This window comes from Streptomyces sp. NPDC002911 (genome assembly GCF_053591835.1).
The window spans coordinates 23,007-47,814 of record NZ_JBSFUO010000012.1 but is presented as its reverse complement, the minus strand read 5'-3'; the positions used below and the strand labels follow the sequence as shown (position 1 = coordinate 47,814).

Genomic DNA, 24,808 nt, shown 5'->3' with positions numbered 1-24,808 from the left:
CTGTCGCCGACGGACACCTTCGGCCTGGGCTCGGACTCAGCGTAGATCCCTCACGTGGAGGGAGTGCTACCCGCTCGTTTCCGCCGTGTGACAGTCATCCGAACCTCGGTGTCAGAGGGCGGTGGCGAAGTTCTGGGTCCACACGGGGCCGCCGGACGAGTCCACTCTGCCGATCCCGATCTCCTTGAAAGCGCAGTCGAGGACGTTGGCCCAATGACCGGAACTGTTCATCCAGGAGTCCATCACCGCCGCGGCGGTCGACTGGCCCTTCGCGATGTTCTCGCCGTAGGTACTCCACCGGATCCGGCCGCGGTGATGCGGGCACCGGGGTCCGTGCCGTCCGGCGATGTGTGGGAGAAGTAGTCGTTCATGGTGATGGCCACGAACCAGGACCGGAGGCTCTTCGGGCTGCGCAGTGCGGTCAGGCCGCGCAGCACACTGTCCTGGACCACGTCGTCGACATCGGCGTGGCCGTTCAGCGCCCGGCCGACGATGTTGTGGACCAGCGGCAGGAAGGACGCGACGAGCCGGTCCTGTGCCTCGGGGGTGCCCTTCTGCGCGGCTTCGATCAATGCCACGTCGCGTGTCTCGCCGATGCTGTGCTCGCTCTTCCATGATCCCGTTGCGTCACTTCCCACACTCGGGAGACGCTGTGCGGCGGGGGCGATAACAGGAATTCGGTCATGTGCTCGATTCACTCCCGGGCCCGGACGCACGAAAGTGCCGGACCCGACACGGCGTGAGCCGCGGCCGGGTCCGGCGCCGGGAAGGAGGTCAGACGGTGGGCCGACGTATGCATGGTCAAGGGCGGGGCGGGTTGTCCGGGTCGCGGTCCGAGCCGAACTGCTGCTTGAGCTTGTCCTGGCCGGTGTCGACGTGCTTTCCGTACTTGCCCTGGGTTCGGTCGTCGATCATGTCTCCGGCCTTGTCGACGCCCTTCCCGGCCTGGTCCTCGTGGCCCTTCAGCATTTTCTTGATCTTGTCCAACGCGGACATGGCGGATCCTCCTAGCCTCGGCTTCCCCCACTCCTCAAGAGTCACCGCCCATCGCCGAGTCCGCATCCGCGAGCGGCCGGGCGGTCCGGACGGCGCCCGACGTGTGAAGGGCGCCAGGATGGGCAGATACCGGGTTACCAGGAGGAGGTGGTGGCCGTGGGCCGCATCCAGATCGTCCGCCGTCCGCAGCCCCCGGCGGGGCCGCCCCCGCTGGACCTGCGAACACCGTCCGGACGGCCTCTGCCGTACTGAGCTCCACGCGACGTCAGCAGGGTGGGCCGCAAGCCCCGCGCCCGCGGATGAGCGGAGCGTAAGCTTTCGAGGCATGATCGACCTTTCGGCGCACGCCCCGTCCGCCCGCCGGACGAACTGGGCCGGCAACATCACTTTCGGTGCGAAGCAGTTGCACACCCCCACATCCGTCACCGAGCTCCAGGACATCGTGTCCGCCGGCACGGCTGTAAGGGCTCTGGGCACGGGCCACTCCTTCAACACCGTCGCCGACACCCACGGCACCCTGATATCCGTCGCGGGCCTGCCTCGTGCCATCGAGATCAATAGGGAGGCCCGTACTGCGACGGTGAGCGCCGGTCTGCGCTTCGGTGAGCTGAACGCCACCCTGCACCGCAGCGGGTTCGCGCTGCACAACCTCGGCTCGCTGCCCCATATCTCCGTAGCCGGGGCCTGCGCCACAGGCACTCACGGTTCGGGCGTGGGAAACCGCTCCCTGGCAGGGGCCGTCAGAGCCCTGGAGTTCGTCGCCGCCGACGGTGGCGTCGTGTCGCTGGAGCGGGGCGACGCCGACTTCGACGGTGCGGTGGTGTCGCTGGGCGCGCTGGGAGTGGTGACCCGGCTGACCCTGGACCTCGTACCCACGTTCGAGGTCCAGCAGTGGGTGTACGAGGCGCTCCCACAGGAGCAGATGCTCGCCCACTTCGGCGAGGTGATGTCCGCGGCCTACAGCGTGAGCCTGTTCACAGGCTGGCACGGCGGTCCGGTCGACCAGGTGTGGCTCAAGCAGCGGGTCACTGACGACGGTCCCCGCAGCGCCCCCAACCAGTGGCACGGCGCGACGCTCGCGGAAGGTCCGCGGCATCCGGTCCCGGGTGTGGCGGCAGAGCACTGCACGCAGCAGCAGGGTGCTCCCGGCCCGTGGCATGCCAGGCTGCCTCACTTCCGCCTCGAATTCACCCCGAGTAACGGGGACGAACTGCAGTCGGAGTACTTCGTCGCCCGGCACGACGCCGTAGCGGCCTACGAGGCCCTCAACCGGATCCGGCAGCAGTTCTCACCGTTGCTCCAGATCGGGGAGATCCGAACCGTCGCGGCCGACGACCTGTGGCTCAGCCCGGCCCAGGGGAGGGACGCGGTGGCCTTCCACTTCACCTGGGTGCCCGACACCGCAGCCGTCACACCCGCCCTCGGGGCCATCGAGGAGGCCCTCGCCCCGTTCGGGGCCAGGCCGCACTGGGGCAAGGTCTTCACCACTCCGCCAGGCACGCTCCGGGAGCTGTACGACCACTACGCCGACTTCGAACGGCTGACCGAACGACTCGACCCGAACGGCACGTTCCGCAACAATTTTCTGGCGCACCACTTCCCGCGTATCGACTGAGGCACGGCCCCTCAAGGCGGCTTCGGCCCGCTCGGACGCTTGTGGGACGAGCCTCCGGGCCCGGGGCTCGGGGTGAGCTCCTCCACGAGAGCGGCCAGCTCCTCGCACGCCACCTCGGTCTCATAACGGATGTTGTTGTGCTCGGTCACGATCGCCGCCAACAGAAGTGCGGTGAGTGCCACGCAGCCGTTGAGAATGCTCAGGTTGAGCATGACCTCCAGCACCGTGTGGTCGACGAACGGCCCGACCCGGTCGGTTCCGGCGATGATCGCCATGACCGACATGAAAAAGGCGCACGGAGCGCTGCCGGCCAGCTGGAACCTGAGGGCGGCCCAGATGAGCACCGGGAAAACGAGATAGATCATGGACAGCGAACTCCTGGTCGCGACAATTGTCGCTTCCACCGCGACGGCCGCGAGCGCCACAGCCTCCATCCACCGGTCGTCCAGCCTGGGCATGCGTGCCCTGTGCAGGACGAGCACCACCGGTGTGACCATCAGCACGCCCATGGTGTCTCCCGCCCACCAGGCCGCCCAGACCTGCCAGAACTGAGCGGCGGGGAGCGCGCCGCTCAGCATCTGCACGCCGGCGCCCACCGTGGCGCTGATCAGCATCCCTCCCATGGCTCCCAGAAATACCAGGACGACGCCGTCGCGCAGGCGGTCCAGCTCTTTACGGAACCCGACCGCGCGCAGTGCGAGGAATGAGCACAGCGGCGCCAGCGCGCTGCCCGCCGCGACGGCGAGGCCCCAGAAGGTGAGCCCGTCCCTCATCGAGATGATCATGACCAGAGCGCCGAGTGCGATCGCGGGCCAGATGCGGACCCCCAGGTAGAGCAGCGATGCCACGGCGATACCGGTGGGCGGCCACAGCGGTGTGACGACCGAGTTCCCCACCGCTTCCTGTCTGAGCAGGCCGAGCCGTCCGGACGCGTAATACGCAGCGGCGACGCCCAGCATCTGCAGAACGATCACGGCTCGGCGTCTGGTTTCCTCGCTGCGGATCACGAATCTCATAAGACACCGCTCATGACTGCGGGCCGACGTGACACGCGCGGCAGCGGTTCGTGCTCACCCGCGTCCCGAGGAGGCATCGCCGTGGCGCAGAACGAGCACGGCCGCGTCGTCCTCGTGGCCCGTGAAGACCGCGGCCTGAAGCACCCGGTCGGCCAACTCCTCGGCATCGGTGACGGCGTGGGCGCTCACCAGGCGCCTGATCCGGTCCAGACCGTCGTCGATCGACAAGGAGGGTCCCTCGATGACTCCGTCGGTGAGCAGGACGAGAGCGCCCGCCACATCAAGGTCGCGCCGGGTGACCGGGTAGTGCTGCCGCGCCTCGATGCCGAGCGGGATGCCGCCGGCGTCGGCGGTGATGCCCGAGCGTCCATCGGCCGTGGCCCACACGGAGGCGACATGACCCGCGCGGGCGCTGCGCAGTTCCCGGGTTCGCGGATCCAGCCGGAGGAACGAGCACGTGGCGAAGAGAGTGGAGTCCATCGACAGGATCAGATCGTTCGTTCGCGCCATCACCTCGCCCGGGTCGGCGGCCGAATTGGCGATGGCGCGCATGGCGATCCGGACCTGACCCATGAAGGCAGCTGCTTCGACGTCATGTCCCTGGACGTCGCCTACGGCCATGCCGAGCGATCCGTCCGGCAGCACGAAGCCGTCGTACCAGTCGCCGCCGATGTCCAGCCCGTCGCGAGCGGGTGCATAGCGAGCAGCGGTCTGCAGTCCCGGAAGGGCGGGCAGTGTGGCCGGCAGCATCTTGCGCTGCAGGGCCTGCGCCAGTTCGACGCGGGCCTGATGCAGCTCAACCTCCTGCCGTGCACGGGCCGTCAGATGCTGCAAAGTGCTGAGCAGGTCCTCGGCGCTCGCCGACCGGGAACTTCGACGCCGGTTCATGGGCCGCTCCGCGTTGCGATAGTTACTGCATCATATTTCGGTGCCGCAACTCCTGCGAGTGCTGCACGGTGGCCGCGGACTCGGTGATCCTTTGTCCGGTCAGTCTGTCCGGTCAGTCTGTCGGCCGAGGGAGGCGGTGAGCCGTCCCAGGGTCGCCTGCAGGGCCAGGACCTCCTGGACCGACAGTCCCGTGGCCCGGAGGACCGAGCGGGGGACGGGCAGAGCCCGCTCGCGCAACCCCGCTCCGGCGTCGGTGAGGTGGACCAGGACCGAGCGCTCGTCCTCCGGACTGCGCTCGCGTCTGACGAGACCGGCATTCTCCAGCCGCTTCAGCAGCGGCGACAGCGTGCCGGAGTCCAGGTGCAGCCGCTCGCCGATCGTCTTGACCGGCAGCGGGCCCTGCTCCCAGAGAACCATCATCGCCAGATACTGCGGGTAGGTAAGGCCGAGGTCCCTGAGTGCTTCCCGGTAGACACCACCGAACGCGCGGGAGGCTGCCTGCAGCGAGAAGCAGACCTGGTGGTCCAGCTTGAGCAGTTCGGTGTCCGGCAGGTCGGTCGGGTCGGGGACAGGGGTCGGTCGTGGCGTCATGGATCCAGGGTAGCCTGCAGCCCTTCATTTAGTTGTGCACAATTGTATTGTGTGCCACTCTCGTGCATGTGGCCGGTCCACGGTCACCGTCGTACGAGAGAAGGTCATCCCATGGACGCGCTGTACACCGCTGCCGCCACCGCCAACGGCCGTGAAGGCCGGGCGGTGAGCTCGGACGGACGGATCGACCTCGCGCTCGCCCTGCCGCCGGCCCTCGGGGGGAACGGAGAGGGCACCAATCCGGAGCAGCTCTTCGCCGCCGGATACGCCGCCTGCTTCGCCAGCGCGATGAGCTCGGTCGCCCGTGAGATGAAGGTAGACGCCAAGGACGTCTCCGTGACGGCCGAGGTCTCGATCGGCAAGGACGATTCGGGCTTCGGCCTCGCGGTCGTCATGCGCGTCGAGCTGCCCGAGGCACTCGAGGGGGAGACCGGCCGGCGCCTGGTCGAGGCGACGCACGCGTACTGCCCCTACTCCAAGGCCACGCGCGGAAACATCGACGTCGAGCTCGTCATCGAATAGCGGACCGGGCCCCCGGCGACGCGGGGGCCGATCCCGCAGGGGGAGGCAGGAGTCGAACCTGGGGAATCCGGTTTTGGAGACCGGCGCTCCGGCCTCTGAGCCACGCCCCTCCGGTGTAACCAGCCTCGCGGACGCCGCGGCCGCCGACGACCCGGTTTTCCGGTGGCCGCATCCCGTTCTCAGGGTCCGCTATCCGGCTGCCGGAGGGGAACGCGTACACTCGGCTCCCGTTTCCGCTGATTGGCGGGCATAACCGATCGATAGGCAGTTTCACGTGAGTTTCGCAGAGGCATCCGACGCGCCGATCTACGCCGGTCTGGTGGAGGAGCAGGGTGATGTTCCGGCCGAGGTGCGGCGGGTGGCCGAGCAGACCCTGCTGGAGGTGGAGAGCGCGCTCGACTTCAGTGCCGTACGCGCGCCGGCCTCCGCCCGCTGAAGGGCTGGTCCGGATCATGCCGGGCCCGATCAGGCCTGGTCCGGATCGCGCTGGACGTCTGTGGGCAGGGTCACGTCCGGCATTCCTGGTTTCTCACCGTTCGGAGCACCGTGTGACCGTCACCCTGCACCGCTCAGCAACCGTCCTCTTCCAGGGCGACAGCATCACCGATGTGGGACGGCTGGAGGAACAGCACAGTCCGCTGGGCAACGGCTACGCCTGTATCGCCGCCGAACGTGTGCGGTCCGCACGGCCGGACAGCGACATCACGTTCGTCAACAGGGGCGTCAGCGGAGACGGCGTCTCCGATCTGCGCGCTCGCTGGCGTGAGGACGCCCTGGACCTCGAACCGGACGTGGTGTCGGTCCTGATCGGCGTGAACGACACCTGGCGCCGCTACGACTCGGGCGCCGTCACCTCGGTGCGTGCGTACGAGAACGACTACCGCGCCATCCTCACGCAGGTCCGGGACGAGCTGGACGCCCGGTTGATCCTCATCGAGCCCTTCCTCGTGCCGGTGCGAGAAGACCAATGGACCTGGCGAGAGGACCTCGACCCCAGAATTCAGACGGTCCGCCGGCTGGCCGAGGAGTTCGGCGCCGCACTGCTGGCGGCGGACGGGCTACTCAACCAGGCGGCGAGCGACGCGGGCGGCGCCGCGTACATCGCGGGCGACGGAGTCCACCCGACCCCGCTCGGGCACACGCTCCTGGCGGAAGCCTGGACGGCACTGGCCGGGCTGTAGCGCGCGGGGGCCCGGAGGAGAGGAATCCTGGCCCAGACGGTCTTGCCGGCCCCGGTGGACCGCGACCAGCCCCAGGAACTGCTCAGTGCGTCGATGATGCGCAGGCCTCGGCCACGCTCGAGCGACTCGTCCGCCTGGCGCAGTACGGGCACCTCGGGGCTGGGATCGTTCACCGCGCAGACCAGCGTCCCGTCCTGACAAGCGAGGCCGAGCCGGGCCGGCGCCCGCTCGGCGGGGTGCGAGGTGGGCTGCAGACCGTGGCAGACCGCGTTGCCCATCAACTCGCCCGCGACGAGGGTGACATCGTCCGCACAGGAGCGCAGGCCCCAACCCTCCAGCGCGTCGCGGACGAACACCCGCGCTTGCCGCAGACTCTCCGGTTCCGTGCTTAGGCCGCGCGTGGTGAATCCCGGGGCCCCGATGCCGAGATCCCGCGCCAGCTCCTCGTAAGGGTCCGCGCCACTCCCGGCCGGGCCGGGCACGGGGACAACTGCTCCGTGACGTGGTGTGTTCTCCGCCTGCATGAGCGCTGATCGCCCTCCGCTGAAAGCCGGTTCGTGGTGCCGTGGGTCGGATGAGCACTAGTATCCTCGCCGTCCGCGTACTGGGTGCAATTGCATCCGGAATTGCACCCAGGGGTGTGAGGTGGGGACACCAGTTCACCCGGCGCGGGCCCTGGTGGCACACCAGTATGTGACGGCGCGACGAAAGGACGGACCGCATGCAGAACATCGACAATGGCGTTCCCGCCAACTCCCTGACCGGCGTGGAGTGGAAGAAAAGTCATCACAGCAATCCCAGTGGGAACTGCGTCGAGTTGGCGCGGCTGCCCGGCGGTGCGGTGGCCGTACGCAACTCCAGGTATCCCGAGGGTCCTGCCCTCGTGTATACGGCAGATGAGGTGCGCGCGTTCCTCGCGGGCGTCAGGGACGGCGACTTCGACATCATGACCGGCTGAACGCGAGGCAGGAAGGGCTGAAAAGCACGGCATTCTTCGTATCGGCCGGGCCCTCCGGGGGCTCCTGATGGCACACTGGCGTCAAGACGCCCGTCCTCAGGAGTCCGCATGCCCGGCATTGAACCGCTTCAGCCGTCACGGAGGCCGACGTTCGCCCTTGCCGCAGGGGCAAGTCCCACAGCCCTGCGTCTGGTTCTGGGCGCGCAGCTGCGGCGGATGCGTGGCGAGGCGGGCCTCAGCCCTGATGACGCCGCCGACCGGATCCGGTGCTCGACGGCGAAGATCAGCCGGATGGAGACGGGGCACTCACCGTGCAAGGAACGCGACGCCGCCGATCTCCTCGCTCTCTACGGAGTGGCCGACCCCGTCAGGACGGCCGAGTTCATCGAGCTGGTGCGCAGGGCGGGGCAGCGCGGATGGTGGCGCAACTACGCCGATGTACTGCCGGACTGGTTCGAGCCCCTGGTGGGACTGGAGGAGGCCGCCGCGTCCATTCGTACGTACGAGGGGCATTACGTTCCGGGACTGCTGCAGACCGCCGACTACGCCTACGCGGTGGTGCGTTCCGGACATGCTATCGAATCGGAGGAGGTCACTCGACGCCGCGTCGAACTGAGGCTCAGACGCCAGCAGTTACTGATGCGGCCAGACGCACCGAAGCTCTGGGTGCTGCTGGACGAGGCCGTGCTGTTGCGCCCGACGGGTGGCGCCCGGGTGATGCGTGAGCAGCTCGCCCATCTGCTGGAGATGACGGAGCTGCCCCACGTGATCGTGCAGGTGGCCCCCTTCGAGGTGACCGCCCACACGTCTCCAGGCAACGGCATCACGTATCTGCGGTTCGCGATGGAAGGACTCCCCGATGTCGCGTACATCGAGCACCTGACCAACGCCACGTCCGTCAACAAGCAGGAGAGCACGGACGAGTACCGGTGGATCCTCGACTCGCTCAGTGCCCAATCGCCGAGCCCGGCCGAGAGCAGAGGCGTGCTGAGGCAGGCACTCGAGCGCTACAGCTGAGTGCCCCCGTTACCGTCGTCCTGCCGCCTCACGAGCTGTCACCACTTGCGGCCGACGCCGCCGTACTCGATCCATTCGTGGGTCTCCTGCTTCGGCGCCAGATCGGAATCCGGCCGCCACGTCGAAACCTCCACCAGGCCCGGCTCCAGCACGTCGAGGTCCTCCATGAACCCGTGTACCTCAGCCGGCCGGCGCACCCGGCCCCACTGATTGCCGGTGCTCTTCGCCATGAAGTCCGTGACGAAGTCCCGGGTGGCCGCCTCCTCACTCACGAGCTGGCACACCACCAGGAAACTTCCCGGAGCCAGTTCGGCGGCCACCCGGCGCACCAGACCCGCGGGGTCGTCCTCGTCCGGAATGCAGTGCAGGACGGACACGAACAGGGCGGCCACCGGTTCGTCGAGGTCGATGAGCCGGTTGGTCTCCGGGTGGCCGAAGATTCCCTCGGTGTCCCGCATGTCCGCCTGGATGACCGCGGTCCTGTCGTTCTCCTCGAGTATGGCCTTGCCGTGCGCCAGGACGATGGGGTCGTTGTCTATGTAGATCACCCGGGCCCCGGGATCCACGAGCTGGGCGACCTGATGGACGTTGTCCTGGGTCGGCAGGCCGGATCCGTGGTCGATGAACTGCCGGATGCCGTAATCGGACGCCAGGTGGTGCACGACGCGCCGCAGGAACCTTCGGTTGTTCACGGCCAGGACCTTGGTGCTCGGCACATGTTCCAGGAGCTGTTCACATGCCACCCGGTCGGCCGGGTAGTTGTCCTTGCCGCCCAGGTAGTAGTCGTACATCCGCGCGACACTCGGCACGTTCACGTCGATGTTCGTCGGAATGGAAGTGTCCCCGTTGCTCATCCGGTCCCTCGCGGCTCAAAAAGAGTTAATCGGTGTCCGTGCGTGGTCATGCTAGGGATCTCCCAGGGTGGCTGACAGCCCTCCTGGGAGTGAGGCAAGGCCGCATGGCATCGAATCAGCCACACGGGGCGAGGGCAGAAGACAAGCGCAACCGGGTCTGCGCCTGCTGGTGCGGCTATTTCCAGGTGGTGAAACAGCAACTCTCGCTGATGAACGGCTTATTGTCTTGCAACAGCCGGGTTGCAAGACCTGAGCACGGAGCGCGCGGGTCATAAATTCAACGCGGCCGGAAATCGACGGAGTCGTCACCGCCATCCTTTGCGACGGCGGTCCGGAAGCCGGCGCCCCGAACCGCGTCGGACGAACGCCGCTCGAGTCCGGAGGCCTATCGTGGAGCCATGTCCGTCCCTGAGCTGATCCGCATCGTCTCGCGCGACTCACCCATGGCCCTGGCCCAGGTGGAGCGTGTAAGGACCGAACTGGCGGCCCGCCATCCCGCCACCGTCACCGAGGTCGTCCCCGTCAAGACCACGGGAGACAGGTGGATGGGCGATCTTTCGAAGGTCGAAGGCAAGGGGGCCTTCACCAAGGAGGTCGACGCCGCCCTGCTCGCCGGGGAGGCGGACCTGGCCGTCCACTGCGTCAAAGACATCCCCGCCGACCGCCCGCTCCCGGCAGGCACGACGTTCGCAGCCTTCCTCGAGCGGGACGACATCCGCGACGCCCTCGTCCACCCGGGCGGGCTGACGCTCGACCAGCTTCCCGACGGCGCACGTGTCGGCACCTCATCCGTTCGCCGGACCGCGCAGCTCGCGGCTTCACATCCTCACGTGAACTGTGTTCCGTTCCGCGGCAACGCAAACCGGCGACTGGCGAAACTTGACGCGGGGGAGGCCGACGCCCTCCTTCTGGCTGTGGCGGGTCTCCACCGCATCGGCCGCCCTGAGGTGATCAGCGACATCCTCTCCCCGGAGACGATGTGCCCTCCGATCGGCGCGGGCGTCCTTGCCCTGCAGTGCCGCGAGGACGACGCGGCGACCATCGACGCCGTGAGCGCGCTCAACCACCCGGGGACCTACCGGGAGATCACGGCGGAGCGCATGTTCCTCCACGTCCTCCAGGGGCACTGCAACTCCCCGATCGCCGGCTACGCCACGGCCCACCGCAACGGAGACCTCTCGCTTCGGGCCTGCGTGTTCACCCCCGACGGCAAGACCGTCCTCAACGCACACGAATGGGCCGGCCCGCTCGACCCCGCCACCCTCGGCTCCTCCGTCGCCGTAACCCTGCTGCGCCAGGGAGCACGCGAGCTGATCGACACCATCGCCCATTGACCTCGGGGCCGAAATGCGCCGGTCGCAGCGTGGTTCCGGGGCCGGGCGACCGACCCCATGTCCGCCGGCCCGCACAGGGCGGGAGCACTCCAACGGTGCGGAGCGGTGTGCCGATCCATCGCTGCTGCCCGCCGTAAGGTCGTGACCATGGTGCATGTCCTGAGCAGCCGCGTATTGCTGAGCCCTGGGGACCCGGAGGCCTCCCGGTACTTCTACGGACAGACACTGGGGCTGTCCGTCTACAGGGAGTTCGGTACCGGCCCCGACCGCGGAACCGTGTACTTCCTTGGCGGGGGCTTCCTCGAAGTGTCAGGGCGTACGGATACGCCGCCCACCGGAACGCTGCGGCTCTGGATGCAGGTCGCTGACTGCGTGGCTGCGCACGAGGAGCTGGCGGGGCGGGGGGCGCGTATCCTCCGGCCGCCGCATAGAGAACCTTGGGGGCTGATCGAGATGTGGATCGCGGACCCTGACGGCCACCGCATCGTGCTGACCGAGGTGCCCGCCGACCACCCGCTCCGCTACCGCCCGTAGGCCTCGTCGAGCAGCCTGGCCGAAGGCGGATCCGGTGGGTGGGTGCGCTGCAGGCTGAGAGCACCACGATTGTCATTGAGTTGTCCCAGGCTCTCGGAGCCCACGAGCGAAAGCGCGGAGTGACGTGCTCTCGTCGCGCGGGGCCTTGCGGGGACTGGATGCCGCAACGTCCGGGCAGTCACTCCCGATATGAAACTCCGGCCACTTTGCGGAACCTTTACCCCGGGTAGGCCGTTGGCCCAATGAGCCCGCGTGCTCGTGACCGACTATTCAGACGAAGACCGAGGTGACCTCCATGGCAGTGTGGGACCGGCTCAAGGATCAGGCCAGGACTCTGCAGCAGTCCCAGGGCGCGCGCGGCGCGGCCGGCGGGCGAAGCGGCGGACAGGGATCCGGCAGCGGGTCGCGTGCCCAACTGGTGAGCACGCTGAAAACGCAGCTGGCTTCCCTCAAGACGGAGCTGAAGAGCGGAGCCTACCGAGACGCGAGCATGGCCATGTGCGCACTGGTCGCGGCTGCTGACGGACACGTGGACCCCGCCGAGCGTCAGCATGTGGAATCGATGATCCTCGGCAACGAGGTGCTGCAGAACTTCCCGCCAGAACAGTTGCGTCAGCGCTTCAACAAGCACGTGGATCAGCTGACCTTCAACTTCCAGCAGGGCAAGGCAGATGCGATGCAGGAGATCGCCAAGACGGCCAAGAAGCCGACGGAGGCACGAGCCGTCATCCAGACCGGCATTGTCATCGCCGGCGCCGACGGCAGCTTCTCCCAGCCCGAGCACATGATCCTCCGGGAGGCGTGCACCGCACTGGGACTGTCCCCTGCGGAGTTCCAGCTCTGATCCGCACGGGTCCCGCCGGTCGTTGCGTCCGGGAGGCAGCGCACGCCGCCGGTGGCGTGCGGCGGGCGGGAACTGCCTGAACCCAAGGCTCGCTTCCTCGACCGTTCCTCGTCATGGGATACGCCGCTCGGCCGAGGGAGTCTGGCCGAGTGGGTCACCCGCGTGCAGGCCTGGAGATACCGTTGGGCGGACACCCCAAGCCCGTCCCTTGGAGCCTTCGATGAGCGAACAGCCGGCCCCCGCCCCCGCGGCAGACCGGATGCCGCTGGAGCCCGCGGTCGCCGACGCGGTCCGCGCGTACGCGGCCAAGACCCGCGCGGACGCCGACCGTTTGGCCGGGGTCCTCGAGGACATCGCTGCGAACGGCATGCCTTCCGTCGAAGAGTGCACCCCGTGGGAGGACCTCCGCGACGCGCACCTCGCCCAGCTCGCCGCCCAGCGCCCGGCCGTCGCCTGATGGGGCAGAGGCGCGCCCGAATCGCCTTCAGCGATTTTGCGGTCAAGCAATTCGAAGAGCTCTCCGAGAACGCCGTCCACGCTCTCGACCGAACGCTTGTCGCCATCAGTGTCGACCCTGACATCGGTGATCCCATCCCCGGCCCCACAACACAGCCCGCGCTGCGGCAGTACGCCGATGAGGTCGAGGACGTACGAGTCCTGTACTTCGTCACCGCACTGCGTACCGTAGTGGTTGTCGCCTACATCGAGGCGTGAACGACCTCGTCGGGCGGCGTGGCGGAACGGGTGGTCCTACTCCTGCCCCTACAGCGGGTTCCCGTCCATGGTGCGTGCGTGCCCGGGCCGGAGGAGGCGCTTCGCGAAGAAGTGACCGTTCTCCGCAGCCATCCGGAACCACCGCCCGGATGCGGCGAGGCCGTCGCGTGGCTCGACGAGCCGGCCCCTCTCCCACATGACCTCGGGGTCTCTCCGGTCCACCGCCGGGCGAAGCATCCGCTCGGCCTCGCCCAGGTCCTCGTTGATCTTCGCCACTCATCGCCTGCGACCGCAGAGCCCGCACGTCGTCCTCGGCGATCGCTGCTCGGAGCTTCTCCGGTGTGCTGTATCTGTGGCGCACCCGGCAGTGGTGCAGCATCAGGAGCACGGCCGGTGCTCATACGACCCAACTCACCGCGAAACGGTGTCGCTGTCGGATGCCAGTGCGATCCTGTCAGTGCCACAGCCGGGACAGCAGAAATCGTAGAAGCGGACGCTCGACCTGCCGCGGTGCGGGGCGGATGTCAGCTGTACACCATCATGCCGGTGCGGACGTGCGCCGTAGGCCGAGCCACCAGGGGCCCTTCGCCCGGACCGCGTCGGCCTCGTGGGTCGGCGTGATCCGGACTGAAGCAGCCGAGCGACCCCTTCCACGGCGGGTCTCTCGCATCCGGTCGCCGAGCACCGAGGACGGCCCGTCGCGTAGTCGAGAATCTCACCGGGCACCGGGCGGGGGGTCGGCTATCGCTGCTGGTTGATGTGGGCGGTCAGGAGGTGGGAGTCGAGCAGGGAGGCATCCGTCGTTCGATCGGCCCGCGCGTAGCCGGCCAGCATGCGCTTGGTCAGGACGAGGGCTTCGGGCGAGCGCCGGACGAGAGGCCTCGTCCAGCCGTTGACGACCTCGTCCAGTCGGTCGAGGGGGGCGGTCCGGTGGACGAGGCCGAGCCGGTGGGCGGTGGTGGTGTCGAATACGTCACAGGTCAGCATGAGTTCACGGATCCTGGCGGCACCGGCCTCGGAGACGAGGCGGCCCATGGCTCCTCCCCAGGCAGGTGGGAGCCCGACCCCTATCTCCGGCATGCGGAAGCGGCAGGTGTCCGCCCCCACGCGCAGGTCGCAGAACGAGGCCAGCGCGAGCCCTGCACCGATCACCCGGCCGTGGAGCCTGGCGATGGTGACCGCGTGGGTGTTCTCCACTGCCTGGCACAGGCGCTGAGCCTTGTCCGCGATGCGCCGCAACGCGGATCCGGTCGGATCCGCGGCCAGCGCCGCCTGGTACTCGTTGCGGTCGGCGCCCAGACAGAAGTCCGAACCCATGGACGACAGAGTCAGGACGCGGATGTCGGGGCGTTCGTGCAGATCATCCAGCAGAAGGAGGAGATCATCGACGACGGCGGCGCCCAGAGTGTCTTCCTGGTCCCAGGGGTTGAGGCGGACATGGAGCACGGGTCCGTCCTCCTCGACACGTATCGCCTTGCGGGAGGAGCTGGTGAGCGAACTGACGGTTTCGTTCATGCGAAAGCGACATCCAGGTTCAGCGGGCGCCGGAACGCGACCCGGGGGGCCATCGTCGGGCGGCGCACGAGGGTGAGACGGGGGAGGCGACGGATGAGGTGACCGAGAAGGGTCTGGGCCTCCAGCCGGGCCAGCGGTGCGCCGAGACAGTAGTGGATGCCGCCGCTGAAGGCGAGGTGTGCCTGTGGGCGAAAGGGGTCGAATACATCGGGTTCCCTGTGCTTCGCCGGGTCCCGATGGGCAGCCCCCACCATGAGATGCACCATCTCGTCCTTGCGTATCTCTATGTCGCCCAGTACGCAGTCTGCGGCGGCGACTCTGCTGATGACATGGGTAGGCGGGTCGTAGCGCAGTGCCTCCTCCACGAACGCGGGGACCAGATCGAGGTTGTCCGCGACAAGGTCCCACCGTGCCGGGCTCTCGACGAGCAGGAGCGTCATGGTCGTCAGGAGGGTCGCGGTGGTTTCCAGGGCGGCCAGGAGGATGAACAGCACGAGGAAGTAGACGGCCTCGTCGGCCTTGTCGCGGTCGGGTTCCACGGCGTCCCAGGACCGTATCCAGCGGGAAACCGGATCCTCGCCGGGGCGGGCGCGCCGATCCTTCACCAGGCCCATGAAGTAGACGCGCAGTTCGGCCGTGGCCGCATCCGATGCGGCAAGTTGGCTTGCCGACGGGAGCAGTTCCTGAGTGAAGACCTGGTCGTGGGTCAGCTCTCGCAGACGAGGCCAGTCGGCAGTAGGCAGCCCGAGCCAGTCACCGATGGTGGCGACCGGCAGTTCTTCGCCCACGAGGGCCGAGAAGTCCGCTTCCCCGTCCCGCAACCGTTCCACCAGGCTGCTCAGGAGCTGATCGGTCGTCCGGCTCACCGACCGGCCGATCCGCCCCACCGTGGCCCGGTCGAACGTGCCGGCCGCCCGGCGGGCCCGTGTGTGGTCGGGGGGATTGAGTGCGGCCAGCGTGTTGCTCATTTCCCGCGAGGACGAGGCGTTCCAGCGTGTGCCTGATCCCTGCCGCTCGCGCCAGCGTTTGTCGGGTTCCAGCCAGTCGCGGCTGCGTAGTACCTGATCGCACATGTCGAAGCCCGTGACGAACGAACCACCCCACGGAGCAGGGCTCACCCCACCCCTGGACAGCAGCTCCTCGTATATCGGGAAGGGATCAGCCTGCCCCTGTGCCGTCCGCAGACGCGAGAAGAGGGATGCGGAGGCCCTGCGGTCGGACGACGGAGTTGCGGTGACTCCCATGATGGCGGCTCCTTTCTAGAACCAGCCGCCATGCATACCCACAAGATCTTTGAAGCATCCAATAACACAGGGGCATCAGGGGGTAACAAAAATCACTCCCCTCTCGTCCATGCCAGGAATCGGCTGAACAGACCCCCCTTGTGCTGTGGCGCCGCAGCACCCTGCGGCTGGGAAGCCTGCGAACCGGAGGGCTGTCCGCCGGGCGCGGCCTGCTGAGGTGTGCCACCCGGCTCCGTGTGGGCGGGTCCTGCAGCGGCCGAAGGCTGGGCTCGAGGCGTGAACCGGACCGGGAGGGTCACCAGCGAACGGCTCCACGGACTCGGCGTCCAGGCGAGTGTCTTGAACGGAACCCGCATCTCGATGTCGGGCAGCCGGTTGAGCAGGGTCTCGACCGCGGTGACCGCGATCATGAACGCCGGGTCCTTGGCGGGGCACGCGTGCGGGCCCGCACCGAAGGCGAGGTGCGCCTTGGCACTGAGCTGCTGGCGGTGCTCGGTCAGTTTGGGGTCGGTGTTGGCCGCGGCGAAAGAGATCAGCACGGGGTCGTTGGTCCGAAGCGTCCTGCCGCCCAGTTCGACGTCATGGACCGGGTAGTGAGCCGCGTAGTTGGCGATCGGCGCGTAATTCCACAGGCTCTGGGAAACCGCGTCCTCGACCGGCAGTCCGGTCTGCCATTCCTCTCCCAGGTACAACGCACTGCTGCTCCCGATCGTGGCCGTCAGGGGTGCGGTACCGCCGGAGAGCAGGGTCACGAGCTGGTGCAGCACCTCCTCGTCGCTCAGCTGGGCCGGATGCTCCATCAAACGCGTCGTCAGGTCGGCGGCGGGACGACGCCGCTTGAGGGCGATCAGCTCCGTGAGCGCTCCACCCAGAACTTCGTCGGCACCCGGGGTGCCCTCGAAGATGCCACTGATCCCGGCGATCACACGGTCACCGATCTCCGGCGGGCAGCCGAACAGATCACTGAAGACCAGCAGCGGCAACGGCTGGGCGTACTCCGCCATCAGCTCCGCCTGGCCGCGGGGCTGGGAGCTGAAGCGGCTGATCAGGTAATCGGCGGACTGTTGCGTCTGCCTCACGAGCTGGAGCTCGTTGATCGTGGCGAGGCTGTCGGTGACCGCCTGGCGCAGCCGGGCGTGCGCCGCACCGTCACTGAACAGCGCGTTGGGGCGGTGGCTCATCATCGGCAGGGCCGGGCTGTCTGCCGGGACCCGGCCTTCATTCAGCGCGTTCCAGCGGCGGGAGTCCCGGACGAAGGAAGCGGGGTTCTGCAGGACATAGAGGGCAGCGTCGTAGCTGGTGACCAGCTCGACCTCCACGTCCGGGGCGATGTCGACCGGTGCGCTCATGCCGAACGAACGCAGATGCGCGTAGTGGCCGTCGGGGTCGGCTCCGAAGGAGGGGCCGTACAGCCGGACGTTCTCGTGCACGGGGCACCCGGGAGGTATCTCCTGCGGGTCAAGCGGCTGCTGCATGGTGCGTCGCTCCTAGCCGAGTTGGGACATGAGATGTTCGACGAGGGTGATGAGTGCCTGCGCCGAGGTTCTTTCGTCACGGACGTCGCACCTGGCGACGGGCGTGTCGGCGGTCAGGTTCAAAGCCTCGCGGACTTCGTCGAGCGGGTAATCCGTGGTCCCTTCGAAGTGATTGACCCCGATGGCGTACGTCAGACCGAAGCTCTCGACCAAGTCCAGGACGGGGAAGGACTCGTGCAGGCGCTCAGGGTCCACGAGGACCAGCGCGCCGAGCGCACCCCGCGACAGCTCCTCCCACATCTCCTTGAAACGCTCCTGGCCAGGCGTTCCGAAGAGGTAGAGGACCAGCGAGTCGCTGAGGGTGAGGCGGCCGAAGTCCATGGCCACAGTGGTGGTCTTCTTGTGAGGTGTGCCCGACAGGTCGTCGAATCCCTCGCTGGCCTCGGTGATCTCCTCTTCGGTCCGCAGCGGCTCGATCTCGGAGAGACTTGCGATGCAGGTGGTCTTTCCGACCCCGAAGTGCCCGACTATAAGGATCTTCACCGCGTGGGAGACGTCTGGATCCAGGTACACGCGTTACGCTCCGAATCGATTCTTCAGGCCTTCGAGCACGGCGCTGACCAGTTCTCTGTCGACACGCTCGGCGCGAGGTATCGGCCTCCGCACGAGAATGAGGCTGTCCTCCTCCAACTGCGCCAGCAGAATGCGCACGATGCCCAGCGGCAGGTGCGTGTGGCCGGCCACCTCGGCGACGGACAGGAAACCCTCGGTGACCAGGGCCACGACCTGGCCGGCTTCAGGAGAGAGCGTGCGCGCCGAGGCCGATGCGTCCTGCGCCGCCATGACGAGTGTGGTGTGCTCGTACTCGTGGTCCGGGGGCAGAGCGCGTCCGTTGGTGATGACGAAGAGAGGGACTAACGTCGACGTCAGCTCCAGCTCGTGACCGGACTCGTCAGGCATGGGCCACCCCCTCTCCGCCCGCAGCCGACGGGGTCAGCTTCGGGATCACTTCGTGCAGGCGGGTGGTGAACTCCTCGATGTCGCAGTCGTGCTCGGCGGCGGCGGCCAGGAATGCCCCTGTACCTGCCGATATCAGGAAAATCCAGCCGTGCTGGAACTCGATGACCGTCTGCCGCCACGCGGCGTCCTCCTGGACGCCCGCGAACTGCGAGGTGACCCTGCTGTAGGCGTGGATGCCCGTCATGGCCGCGGATATCGTGTCCGCCACATCTCGGTTCAGCCCGCTGGTCGCCCCCCGGGGCAGCCCGTCGGAGCCCAGCAACACGGCGTGACGGGCCCCCTGTACATCGGCGATCACCTGGTCGAGATCGGCGAGCACGAAACCCGAATCGCCCGTCCCTCCACGCCGGGCGGTCCCGGTGTTCCGCGTCCCGGCGTCATCCGCGGTATTGACTCTGGGGGGCGAGGTGAGGTTGTTTCCCAGCCGGGCGACAAGGCGGTGCATACGGAAGGAGATCTGCTGCATGTCCACATCGGGTGCGGCGGCCGCGGCCAGGTAGGCACCCTGCCCTGCTCCGATCAGAAAGCTCCACCCGTGGGAGAACTCGATGATCGTCTGACTCCACTGCCGGTCCTCCTCCGGTCCGGCGAAGTGGGCCGTGGCCCGGCTGAGCGACTGCATCCCGGCCATGGCGGCGGAGATGGTACGCACTTCCTTCTCGGCCATGCCCTCCGTGGCCCCACGGGGAAGGCCGTCCGCGGACAACAGGACGGCGTGCCGTGCCCGGGGCACGTTCTGCACGATGTCCTCGAGCATCCACGACAGGTCTGCGGTCATGCGTCTTCGGACCCTTCGGGCGACGTGGTATCGAGATTGCGGCCTGACAGGGTGCCGCGCTGGAAAGCCCCCAGGCTGCGTCCGGAGGAACGGCCGGTCCTCTCAGGTGTCGGTGGCGCCGATCGCGTCGTCACCGGGTCCGGCACGCTCGCGATGGGCGCCTGGCGCGCTCCGCGCTTGGGCAGGCCGTGAGTCGTACGCGATGTCCCGCTCGGCGACCGGCCTTCCGCACGCAGAATGCTGCTGACGGGCGCTTCCTGGGCAGGCGGTGTCTCCTCCATGGTCCACAGCTCCTCGGGCAGCAGGACGACGGCCCGGACGCCGCCGTACCGGGAGACTCCGGTGACATCCACCTTGAAGCCGTACTGACGTGCGATCAGGCCTATCACCGGGAAGCCGAACTTGGGCTGGTTCCCGAGCTGCGACAGGCGGGGGAGGACATCGCCGGAGAGCAGGTCGGTCGCCCGCTGGCGGTCCTCGTCATTCATACCGACGCCGGCGTCGTCGATGACGATGCACAGGTTGCTCTGGGCCCGCTGAAACGTTACCTCGATCGGTGCGTCATGCTGGGAGAAGCTGGCAGCGTTGTCAAGCAGTTCGGCCACGGCGAGGGCGACGGGCGCCACCGCGGACGCCTTCAGCGCGAGAGCGGTCTGCTGCATGACGGAAACCCGGTGGAAGTTACGGATCTGCCCCTGGGCGCTGCGCACCACGTCGTAGACGCTGGCGGCCCTGTTGCGGCGGCCGAGCGGTGCACCGCACATGACCGCGATGCCCTGCGCCTTGCGCGCCATCTGCGCGTTGGCGTGGTTCACCTCCAGCAGGTCGCTGAGCACGGCGTGGCCGCCGTACTTCCGCTGGACGCCGTCCAGGAGCGTCGTCTGCTCCGCCGCGAGACTCTGCAGGAAGCTGGCCGCGCCCTTGAGGACCGCCTTGGTGTTCTCCTCCGCCGCTTCCTTGGCCTCCCGGAGCGTTCCGTCCTGCTCGCTCCTGAAGCGCTGCAGTTCTGCGCGCGAGAGGTGGAGTTGGCTGTCGGATGCGTGCAGCTGGCGCCTCAGCTCTGCCTCGGACTGCTGTTTCTTCGCCCCTAGGGCTCTGTTACGGGCAGCGAGTGCCACGACCGCGGCAACGGCTGTCGCCGCCACCGCAACCATGCACCACACGAGTGCGTCTTGATTCATGAAAACCTTTCCCGGCGCAGGCGGACGGCGACGGACATACCTCGCGAGGACCCGCGACACAGCCACTCGGCGTTGCCGGGCCGCTGTTGCGTGGAGGGCAGGCCGCCGATCGCAGATCAGCATCTGAATCCAAGTGGATCAAGATCACAGATGCGGGGATGCTATCACCGGGTCGCGCCCCTGCCAGAGGTGGGGATCTGGTCGCGAACGCGGCGAACGCGCGCCGCATAAAGCCCTGTTGATGAGCGCGTTTGCCATGCCGCGGCCCGATTCTGTCGTCTTCTGCTCCTGGCTCCTGAACCGTTCCCGTTCAGAGGATTCAGGAAGAGGAATGACAATCTCTCACATGTGGTGAGGGCATCCGCAACCGGAGCCCTCGGTAGCCGACTTCGCATGGGAGCGGACCCGTCCGAGATCCCGGTGAGGCGGACGCCTGGTCATGGAAGACGGAAGCAGGCTGAATCCAGGACGAACGGAACGGGCGCTATGACTTCACGTCAGGTCGGGTTTGTTCGACATGTCTTGTCGCGCCGGCCCCGAGGGTGAGCCGGGGAAGAGCGTTTCGTGTGCGGTTCGGGCGCGGATGGCCGAGTGGTTGGGGGTATCGTCGTCCTGGGAGGTGGTCCCTTGTCCGCTGGGAACGAGCTGTTCGGGGCTGTCGACGCACTACTCCAACAGGTCGCGCGGGACGGACTGCCAGCGCCTGCCGAACGTAAGCGGCTGCGCGAAGCGGCCGGGTTGAGCCAGGCTCAGGTCGCCACCGCGCTCGAAGTGCGACGAGAAGCGGTGGGTAACTGGGAAAGCGGGAAGGCGGAGCCGCGGCGGCCGAAGCGCGCGGCCTACGCCAGGCTTCTGGCGGGTCTCGCCGAACGTCTACCCGCCTCCGGTGCAGTCACCCGCGACGGGGGCCCTCGCCTTCCCGTCCGGCAGCAAGCCGTCGCTGTCGGTATCGCGTCGCCCGACCGTGAAGGGGGCGAGGGTGAAACCAGCGCAGGCCATCCTCCCGAAGTGGGCGGGGCTGACGTGGTAGCTGCCGACTGAAGCCATTGCGCACGGTCGGCCATCAGCCGCAGAGCGGTGCGATGCCTTCTCCCGTCGGCCTCCCATCAGGCCTGGGCGCGCTGACGCCGTGTTGTCCGCCCACAGGGAAAGGGCTCAGCCGGTGTCGGTCAGGCAGGTCCCCTGCGTCGTGTCACAACGAGCGCATCCCCATCTGTGCGGCCGTCGTCCGGCACAAGGTCCCGGACGCGGCACAACCATCGGGGATGATCGGCGGTCCCATCAAGTAGGAGCAAACCGCTCTCAGGGATACAAGGGGGATATATGAGAAACGCGCGTTCCATTGCGGCTGCCGGTGCGTTGACCGCACTGGTGATGGGTGCCACGACCGCCTTCGCCACTACCGCCTCCGCCGCGCCCGACGTCACACCCCAGGGCGTCTGCGGCAGTGGCTACAAAACCGTGAACTCGGTGCCCGTCGGCTCGCTGGGTACCGTCTACCTGACGTACAACTCCTCGAACGGCAAGAACTGCGTCGCGACCATTCGCTCCAGCCCGGGCGCGGCCACGTCCATGTCGACGTACATCTACGTTCCCGCCACCGACCAGTGGGCCGACGACTCAGGAAACTTCACGTCGTACGCGGGGCCGGCCTACGCCTACGGCAAGGGCTACTGCGTGAGCTGGGGCGGCAATATCGCCAACGTGTACGTGTCGGTGGAGAACACCAACTGCGCAGCCTTGAAGGAGGTTCGCCGGACCACCATCAAGTGATCCGCTTCGTCCCTCGGCCATGAGTTCCCGCGCCACCGTCGCCCGCAGTCCAGCTTGCCCACCTGACCGGTGCAGAGTCATCGCCAGGGCGTGCGGGAGCGGCAGGTGGCGCGGGAACTTGTAGCGAGCCGGCCTGCCACGGCGGATCCAGTCTCGAGGAAGAACCGTGAGAGCCACCGCATCCGGCGGACGAGCGCGCACCTCGGCGCGAGGTCCGCTCGCAGTGCGGCGGACCGTTCAGTTTCACAGCCCGGTGACCTTGACGCTCGCCGGCAGTTCGTATAAGAGGGTGACCGCGCGATGGCTGTCGGGAGGGAGGGGCACGTGCCAGCGGGCGATGCCGTCGGCGTCGACCGCATCGGGCACGGGGAGCAGCCTTCCTTCAGCAGAGTATCTCCACCGGCGAACCTCGGAGGCCGGGGGCCCGCTCGCGAAGGGCGACGATCTGGCTGCCCTGTTCGCCGGTCGTGGAGAAGCGGTCCGGGGCGCCGGAGCAGTACCCGAGCCGTTCAGCCGCGTACCGCCTTCGCCCCGGCACGCTCGGCTACCGGCACGTCCAAGGGGCGGGCAAGACCGACCACTCCCTCGTCGAGTCGCTGCAGGTGACGCAGCACGCGGGAGGCCACCGACCCGGACGGCAGGGTGCCTGATCCTTCGTCCCGCAACGTCGAGACGATACTGGCACCCGACCGGACCTCGCCCCGCGCCCGCTCGTCCTCCACATACGCGGCAAGTACCTCGATGTTGTGGGCGATACGCTGCCCGGCCCGATGCAGCCGCGGATCCGCCGCGACGGTCTTGCTGTGCGGCACGAGCTCGGCCGTCGCCGCGAGCGCGCGGGCGTGGTAGGCGCATGTCTCCAGCAGCGCCACCAGATAGCGGACGGTCTGCCGTCGGCCGCGCAGCGGAGTGATCGGGTAGGTCAACGGTTTGGTGGAATCCCGCAGTTCGTCCAGTGCCGTGTCCAAGCTGCGGGCCTTCCCCAGCAAATCGGACGCAGGCCCGCCGCTGAGCTGCTCCACCGATGCGGACGCGACGTCGCCCAGCCTGTCCAGGACCGTGCCCAGAAGTTCGTCGGTACGCCGGTCGGTGTGCACCGGCAACACCAGTACGGCGGCGATGACACCGCACGCGGCGCCGATCGCGGTCTCCTCGATGCGCAGCACCAGCACATCGAAGCTGTACGAGTTCAGCAGGGTGTAGAGCATGCTCAGCATGGCCGTGACGAAGAAGGACATGAGCGCGTACGACAGCGGAGCGGTGAAGAACATCGCGAAGATGAAGACGAGGACCAGCGCGAACGCGACCCAGGTATGGTCACCGACCAGTCCGGCCAGCGCGACACCGGCCACGGCGCCCAGAAGGGTGCCCAGGAGCCGACGGTAGCCCTTCACCAGAATCTCGCCGGTTGAGGCGGTGTTGAGGAAGACCACCCAGCACGTGAGGACGGCCCAGTACCAGCGTTGGGTGGACAGGAGCTCACCGCCGATGATGGCCAGGACCGAGCCCACCGACACCTGGAAGGCCGCCCTCGTGGTGGGCCGCTGGAAGCCGGTGCGCTCCTCGTCCTCGGGCTCTTCGGAAGAGGCGAGCGCGATGTCCTCCGCGTCGAACTCCTCGCGGGAACGGGTGGTCGCCGGCGAGTCGTCGGACTCGTCCTGAGGCCCGTCCAGTGCGAGTCGCAGACCCAGCACGGACCGGGCGGCCTCGCCGATGCCGCGGAAGGCGTCCTGGATGCCGGCGGGCGCGGGCGGAAGCCTCTCCTCGTCGCGATAGCCGAGCAGTCTGTTGCGGATGTGGGCCACCGCCGTGCCTTCGTCGTTCGACGCCGGCCTGATGACCAGGAGGTGCAGAGCCTTCAGGTCCCGGCGCAGGGCTATGGTCGCGTCGTCATCGGCAGGCCTCCAGTCCCCGGTCAGCGGTACGGGCGCGTGCGGCAGATGAAGCGTGAGGGTGTCCGCACGCTCGGCGCTGCGGGCGTTCAGCAGCAGCATGCCCAACCGTTCCGTGGCGATCTCGGCGTCCGCGACCCGGCGTTGCAGCAGCGCCGCCTTGTCGGTGTCCTGTGTGCCCTCCTCCAGACGGCCCTGGATCATCAGAGCGGTCTCATGCAGTCGCGCGGTGCGCCGCCGCAGGTCGTCGAGCACTCTCTCCAACTGCCCGGGTTCGGCGTCGAGCAGCTCGATCTGCATGGAGATGAGCTGGGCGACCCGCGTCCGGAAGGCATCGCGCAGTCGTGCCAGGACGCGTGGGGGCGTTTCCGGGACGACGGCGAATCGCACCACCGCACTGCAGCCGAACCCGACGCAAAGAGCCAGGCAGAGCGCCGGCAGGGTAGTCGTCGCCGCTCCGACGAACAGCGAGAGGAAGTAGATCTGGAAGCCGATGAGGCCCAGCGCGGTCCCACGATCACCGAAGCGCCGGCAGTAGACGGCTCCGAAGATGAGGGCCACGAAAAACAGGTCACCCAGGATGACCTGAGAGGCCAGCAGCGCACCCAACGACGTCGCGACGAGCGCGACCGGCAGGCCCAGAGCGAGGGTGACCGCCTGATCGCGTACGAGTGTGTCCTTGATCGCGAAGGTGGCGGTCATCGCTGTCATCGCACCGGCGACCATATGGGTGACATCGGTGCCGAAGGGGGCCAGGACTCCGAGGGTGAGCGCGACCGCCGAGACGGTCCGCAGCCCCGCCGTTAGCCGCAGCAGTCCTGGATCGGACGCCGCGAACCGATCCCACATGATGGCCCCGCCCCGCC

General features: G+C 67.9%; 28 protein-coding genes and 3 pseudogenes. 13 read left to right on the top strand and 18 right to left on the bottom strand.

Annotated elements, in window-relative coordinates; all coding sequences use genetic code 11:
- Positions 1–111 precede the first annotated feature (111 nt).
- The 3 genes and pseudogenes from ACWD04_RS19920 to ACWD04_RS19910 form a co-directional block, all read right to left on the bottom strand.
- A pseudogene (locus ACWD04_RS19920) lies at positions 112–365 on the bottom strand (CAP domain-containing protein); the annotation flags it as partial.
- A 60-nt stretch (positions 366–425) separates the two neighbouring features.
- A pseudogene (locus tag ACWD04_RS19915) lies at positions 426–578 on the bottom strand (hypothetical protein); the annotation flags it as partial.
- 223 nt (positions 579–801) lie between these two features.
- The gene (locus ACWD04_RS19910; RefSeq protein WP_451133629.1) at positions 802–996 is read right to left on the bottom strand and encodes an antitoxin; all 195 of its coding nucleotides are present in this window, start codon (positions 994–996) and stop codon (positions 802–804) included.
- Between the two features lie 325 nt (positions 997–1,321).
- Here ACWD04_RS19910 and ACWD04_RS19905 point away from each other — a divergent pair, with 325 nt between their 5' ends.
- Positions 1,322–2,611, top strand: coding sequence for an FAD-binding protein (locus ACWD04_RS19905; RefSeq protein ID WP_451133627.1), 1,290 nt, complete (start codon positions 1,322–1,324; stop codon positions 2,609–2,611).
- Between the two features lie 11 nt (positions 2,612–2,622).
- Here the strand turns inward: ACWD04_RS19905 and ACWD04_RS19900 are convergent, their stop codons facing one another.
- The 3 genes from ACWD04_RS19900 to ACWD04_RS19890 form a co-directional block, all read right to left on the bottom strand.
- On the bottom strand, positions 2,623–3,618 hold the full coding sequence (locus tag ACWD04_RS19900; RefSeq protein ID WP_451133898.1) for an MASE1 domain-containing protein: 996 nt from the start codon (positions 3,616–3,618) through the stop codon (positions 2,623–2,625).
- A gap of 63 nt (positions 3,619–3,681) precedes the next feature.
- On the bottom strand, positions 3,682–4,515 hold the full coding sequence (locus ACWD04_RS19895; RefSeq protein WP_451133625.1) for a PP2C family protein-serine/threonine phosphatase: 834 nt from the start codon (positions 4,513–4,515) through the stop codon (positions 3,682–3,684).
- A 99-nt stretch (positions 4,516–4,614) separates the two neighbouring features.
- The gene (locus ACWD04_RS19890; RefSeq protein WP_451133623.1) at positions 4,615–5,106 is read right to left on the bottom strand and encodes a MarR family winged helix-turn-helix transcriptional regulator; all 492 of its coding nucleotides are present in this window, start codon (positions 5,104–5,106) and stop codon (positions 4,615–4,617) included.
- A gap of 111 nt (positions 5,107–5,217) precedes the next feature.
- Here ACWD04_RS19890 and ACWD04_RS19885 point away from each other — a divergent pair, with 111 nt between their 5' ends.
- The 3 genes from ACWD04_RS19885 (at position 5,218) to ACWD04_RS19875 (ending at position 6,809) form a co-directional block, all read left to right on the top strand.
- On the top strand, positions 5,218–5,628 hold the full coding sequence (locus ACWD04_RS19885) for an organic hydroperoxide resistance protein (RefSeq protein WP_451133621.1): 411 nt from the start codon (positions 5,218–5,220) through the stop codon (positions 5,626–5,628).
- Between the two features lie 274 nt (positions 5,629–5,902).
- Positions 5,903–6,064, top strand: a complete 162-nt coding sequence (locus ACWD04_RS19880) for a hypothetical protein (RefSeq protein WP_451133619.1) — start codon at positions 5,903–5,905, stop codon at positions 6,062–6,064.
- A gap of 112 nt (positions 6,065–6,176) precedes the next feature.
- Positions 6,177–6,809 carry an SGNH/GDSL hydrolase family protein gene (locus tag ACWD04_RS19875; protein ID WP_451133617.1) on the top strand — a complete coding sequence of 211 codons (633 nt, stop codon included), beginning with the start codon at positions 6,177–6,179 and terminating at the stop codon, positions 6,807–6,809.
- A 38-nt stretch (positions 6,810–6,847) separates the two neighbouring features.
- Here ACWD04_RS19875 and ACWD04_RS19870 read toward each other — a convergent pair.
- A pseudogene (locus ACWD04_RS19870) lies at positions 6,848–7,333 on the bottom strand (ATP-binding protein); the annotation flags it as partial.
- A gap of 197 nt (positions 7,334–7,530) precedes the next feature.
- On the opposite strand from ACWD04_RS19870, the gene ACWD04_RS19865 reads away from it, so the two are divergent.
- Together ACWD04_RS19865 and ACWD04_RS19860 are read left to right on the top strand one after the other, a co-directional pair.
- Positions 7,531–7,767, top strand: coding sequence for a DUF397 domain-containing protein (locus tag ACWD04_RS19865; RefSeq protein ID WP_451133615.1), 237 nt, complete (start codon positions 7,531–7,533; stop codon positions 7,765–7,767).
- 108 nt (positions 7,768–7,875) lie between these two features.
- Positions 7,876–8,784, top strand: coding sequence for a helix-turn-helix domain-containing protein (locus tag ACWD04_RS19860; RefSeq protein WP_451133613.1), 909 nt, complete (start codon positions 7,876–7,878; stop codon positions 8,782–8,784).
- Between the two features lie 38 nt (positions 8,785–8,822).
- On the opposite strand, the gene ACWD04_RS19855 is transcribed toward ACWD04_RS19860, so the two are convergent.
- Positions 8,823–9,638, bottom strand: coding sequence for an SAM-dependent methyltransferase (locus tag ACWD04_RS19855; protein ID WP_451133611.1), 816 nt, complete (start codon positions 9,636–9,638; stop codon positions 8,823–8,825).
- 398 nt (positions 9,639–10,036) lie between these two features.
- On the opposite strand from ACWD04_RS19855, the gene hemC reads away from it, so the two are divergent.
- From hemC to ACWD04_RS19830, 5 genes are all read left to right on the top strand, one after another.
- On the top strand, positions 10,037–10,972 hold the full coding sequence (gene hemC, locus ACWD04_RS19850) for a hydroxymethylbilane synthase (protein ID WP_451133609.1): 936 nt from the start codon (positions 10,037–10,039) through the stop codon (positions 10,970–10,972).
- A gap of 147 nt (positions 10,973–11,119) precedes the next feature.
- Positions 11,120–11,506 (top strand): VOC family protein, encoded by a 387-nt coding sequence (locus ACWD04_RS19845; RefSeq protein WP_451133607.1) that lies wholly within the window; start codon positions 11,120–11,122, stop codon positions 11,504–11,506.
- Positions 11,507–11,801: 295 nt separating this feature from the next.
- Positions 11,802–12,350 carry a tellurite resistance TerB family protein gene (locus ACWD04_RS19840; RefSeq protein WP_451133605.1) on the top strand — a complete coding sequence of 183 codons (549 nt, stop codon included), beginning with the start codon at positions 11,802–11,804 and terminating at the stop codon, positions 12,348–12,350.
- 220 nt (positions 12,351–12,570) lie between these two features.
- Positions 12,571–12,807 carry a hypothetical protein gene (locus tag ACWD04_RS19835; RefSeq protein WP_451133603.1) on the top strand — a complete coding sequence of 79 codons (237 nt, stop codon included), beginning with the start codon at positions 12,571–12,573 and terminating at the stop codon, positions 12,805–12,807.
- The gene (locus ACWD04_RS19830; protein WP_451133601.1) at positions 12,807–13,064 is read left to right on the top strand and encodes a hypothetical protein; all 258 of its coding nucleotides are present in this window, start codon (positions 12,807–12,809) and stop codon (positions 13,062–13,064) included. The genes ACWD04_RS19835 and ACWD04_RS19830 overlap by 1 nt, the downstream gene beginning before the upstream one ends.
- A 48-nt stretch (positions 13,065–13,112) precedes the next feature.
- Here the strand turns inward: ACWD04_RS19830 and ACWD04_RS19825 are convergent, their stop codons facing one another.
- The 8 genes from ACWD04_RS19825 to ACWD04_RS19790 all read right to left on the bottom strand — a co-directional run bounded on the left by ACWD04_RS19825 (position 13,113) and on the right by ACWD04_RS19790 (position 20,277).
- On the bottom strand, positions 13,113–13,340 hold the full coding sequence (locus ACWD04_RS19825) for a hypothetical protein (RefSeq protein WP_451133599.1): 228 nt from the start codon (positions 13,338–13,340) through the stop codon (positions 13,113–13,115).
- A 465-nt stretch (positions 13,341–13,805) separates the two neighbouring features.
- Positions 13,806–14,579, bottom strand: a complete 774-nt coding sequence (locus ACWD04_RS19820) for an enoyl-CoA hydratase/isomerase family protein (RefSeq protein WP_451133597.1) — start codon at positions 14,577–14,579, stop codon at positions 13,806–13,808.
- On the bottom strand, positions 14,576–15,823 hold the full coding sequence (locus ACWD04_RS19815) for a cytochrome P450 (RefSeq protein ID WP_451133595.1): 1,248 nt from the start codon (positions 15,821–15,823) through the stop codon (positions 14,576–14,578). Before ACWD04_RS19815 ends, ACWD04_RS19820 begins: the two co-directional genes overlap by 4 nt.
- 92 nt (positions 15,824–15,915) lie before the next feature.
- Complete coding sequence (locus ACWD04_RS19810; RefSeq protein ID WP_451133593.1) at positions 15,916–17,298, bottom strand: cytochrome P450; 1,383 nt, start codon at positions 17,296–17,298, stop codon at positions 15,916–15,918.
- Positions 17,299–17,310: 12 nt separating this feature from the next.
- Positions 17,311–17,871, bottom strand: a complete 561-nt coding sequence (locus tag ACWD04_RS19805) for a GTP-binding protein (RefSeq protein WP_451133591.1) — start codon at positions 17,869–17,871, stop codon at positions 17,311–17,313.
- 3 nt (positions 17,872–17,874) lie between these two features.
- On the bottom strand, positions 17,875–18,258 hold the full coding sequence (locus ACWD04_RS19800) for a DUF742 domain-containing protein (protein WP_451133589.1): 384 nt from the start codon (positions 18,256–18,258) through the stop codon (positions 17,875–17,877).
- The gene (locus ACWD04_RS19795; protein WP_451133587.1) at positions 18,251–19,096 is read right to left on the bottom strand and encodes a roadblock/LC7 domain-containing protein; all 846 of its coding nucleotides are present in this window, start codon (positions 19,094–19,096) and stop codon (positions 18,251–18,253) included. The genes ACWD04_RS19800 and ACWD04_RS19795 overlap by 8 nt, the downstream gene beginning before the upstream one ends.
- Entirely contained in the window at positions 19,093–20,277 is a 1,185-nt protein-coding gene (locus tag ACWD04_RS19790; protein WP_451133585.1) for an ATP-binding protein, read from the bottom strand. Before ACWD04_RS19790 ends, ACWD04_RS19795 begins: the two co-directional genes overlap by 4 nt.
- Positions 20,278–20,841: 564 nt before the next feature.
- Between ACWD04_RS19790 and ACWD04_RS19785 the strand changes: the two genes are divergently transcribed.
- On the top strand, positions 20,842–21,318 hold the full coding sequence (locus ACWD04_RS19785; RefSeq protein WP_451133583.1) for a helix-turn-helix transcriptional regulator: 477 nt from the start codon (positions 20,842–20,844) through the stop codon (positions 21,316–21,318).
- 282 nt (positions 21,319–21,600) lie between these two features.
- Positions 21,601–22,050 carry a spore-associated protein gene (locus ACWD04_RS19780; RefSeq protein ID WP_451133581.1) on the top strand — a complete coding sequence of 150 codons (450 nt, stop codon included), beginning with the start codon at positions 21,601–21,603 and terminating at the stop codon, positions 22,048–22,050.
- A 243-nt stretch (positions 22,051–22,293) separates the two neighbouring features.
- Here ACWD04_RS19780 and ACWD04_RS19775 read toward each other — a convergent pair whose 3' ends face one another.
- Positions 22,294–22,416, bottom strand: coding sequence for a hypothetical protein (locus tag ACWD04_RS19775; RefSeq protein ID WP_451133580.1), 123 nt, complete (start codon positions 22,414–22,416; stop codon positions 22,294–22,296).
- A 143-nt stretch (positions 22,417–22,559) separates the two neighbouring features.
- A complete protein-coding gene (locus ACWD04_RS19770) occupies positions 22,560–24,791 on the bottom strand; it encodes an FUSC family protein (protein ID WP_451133578.1) in 2,232 nt (743 codons plus the stop codon).
- Positions 24,792–24,808 lie beyond the last annotated feature (17 nt).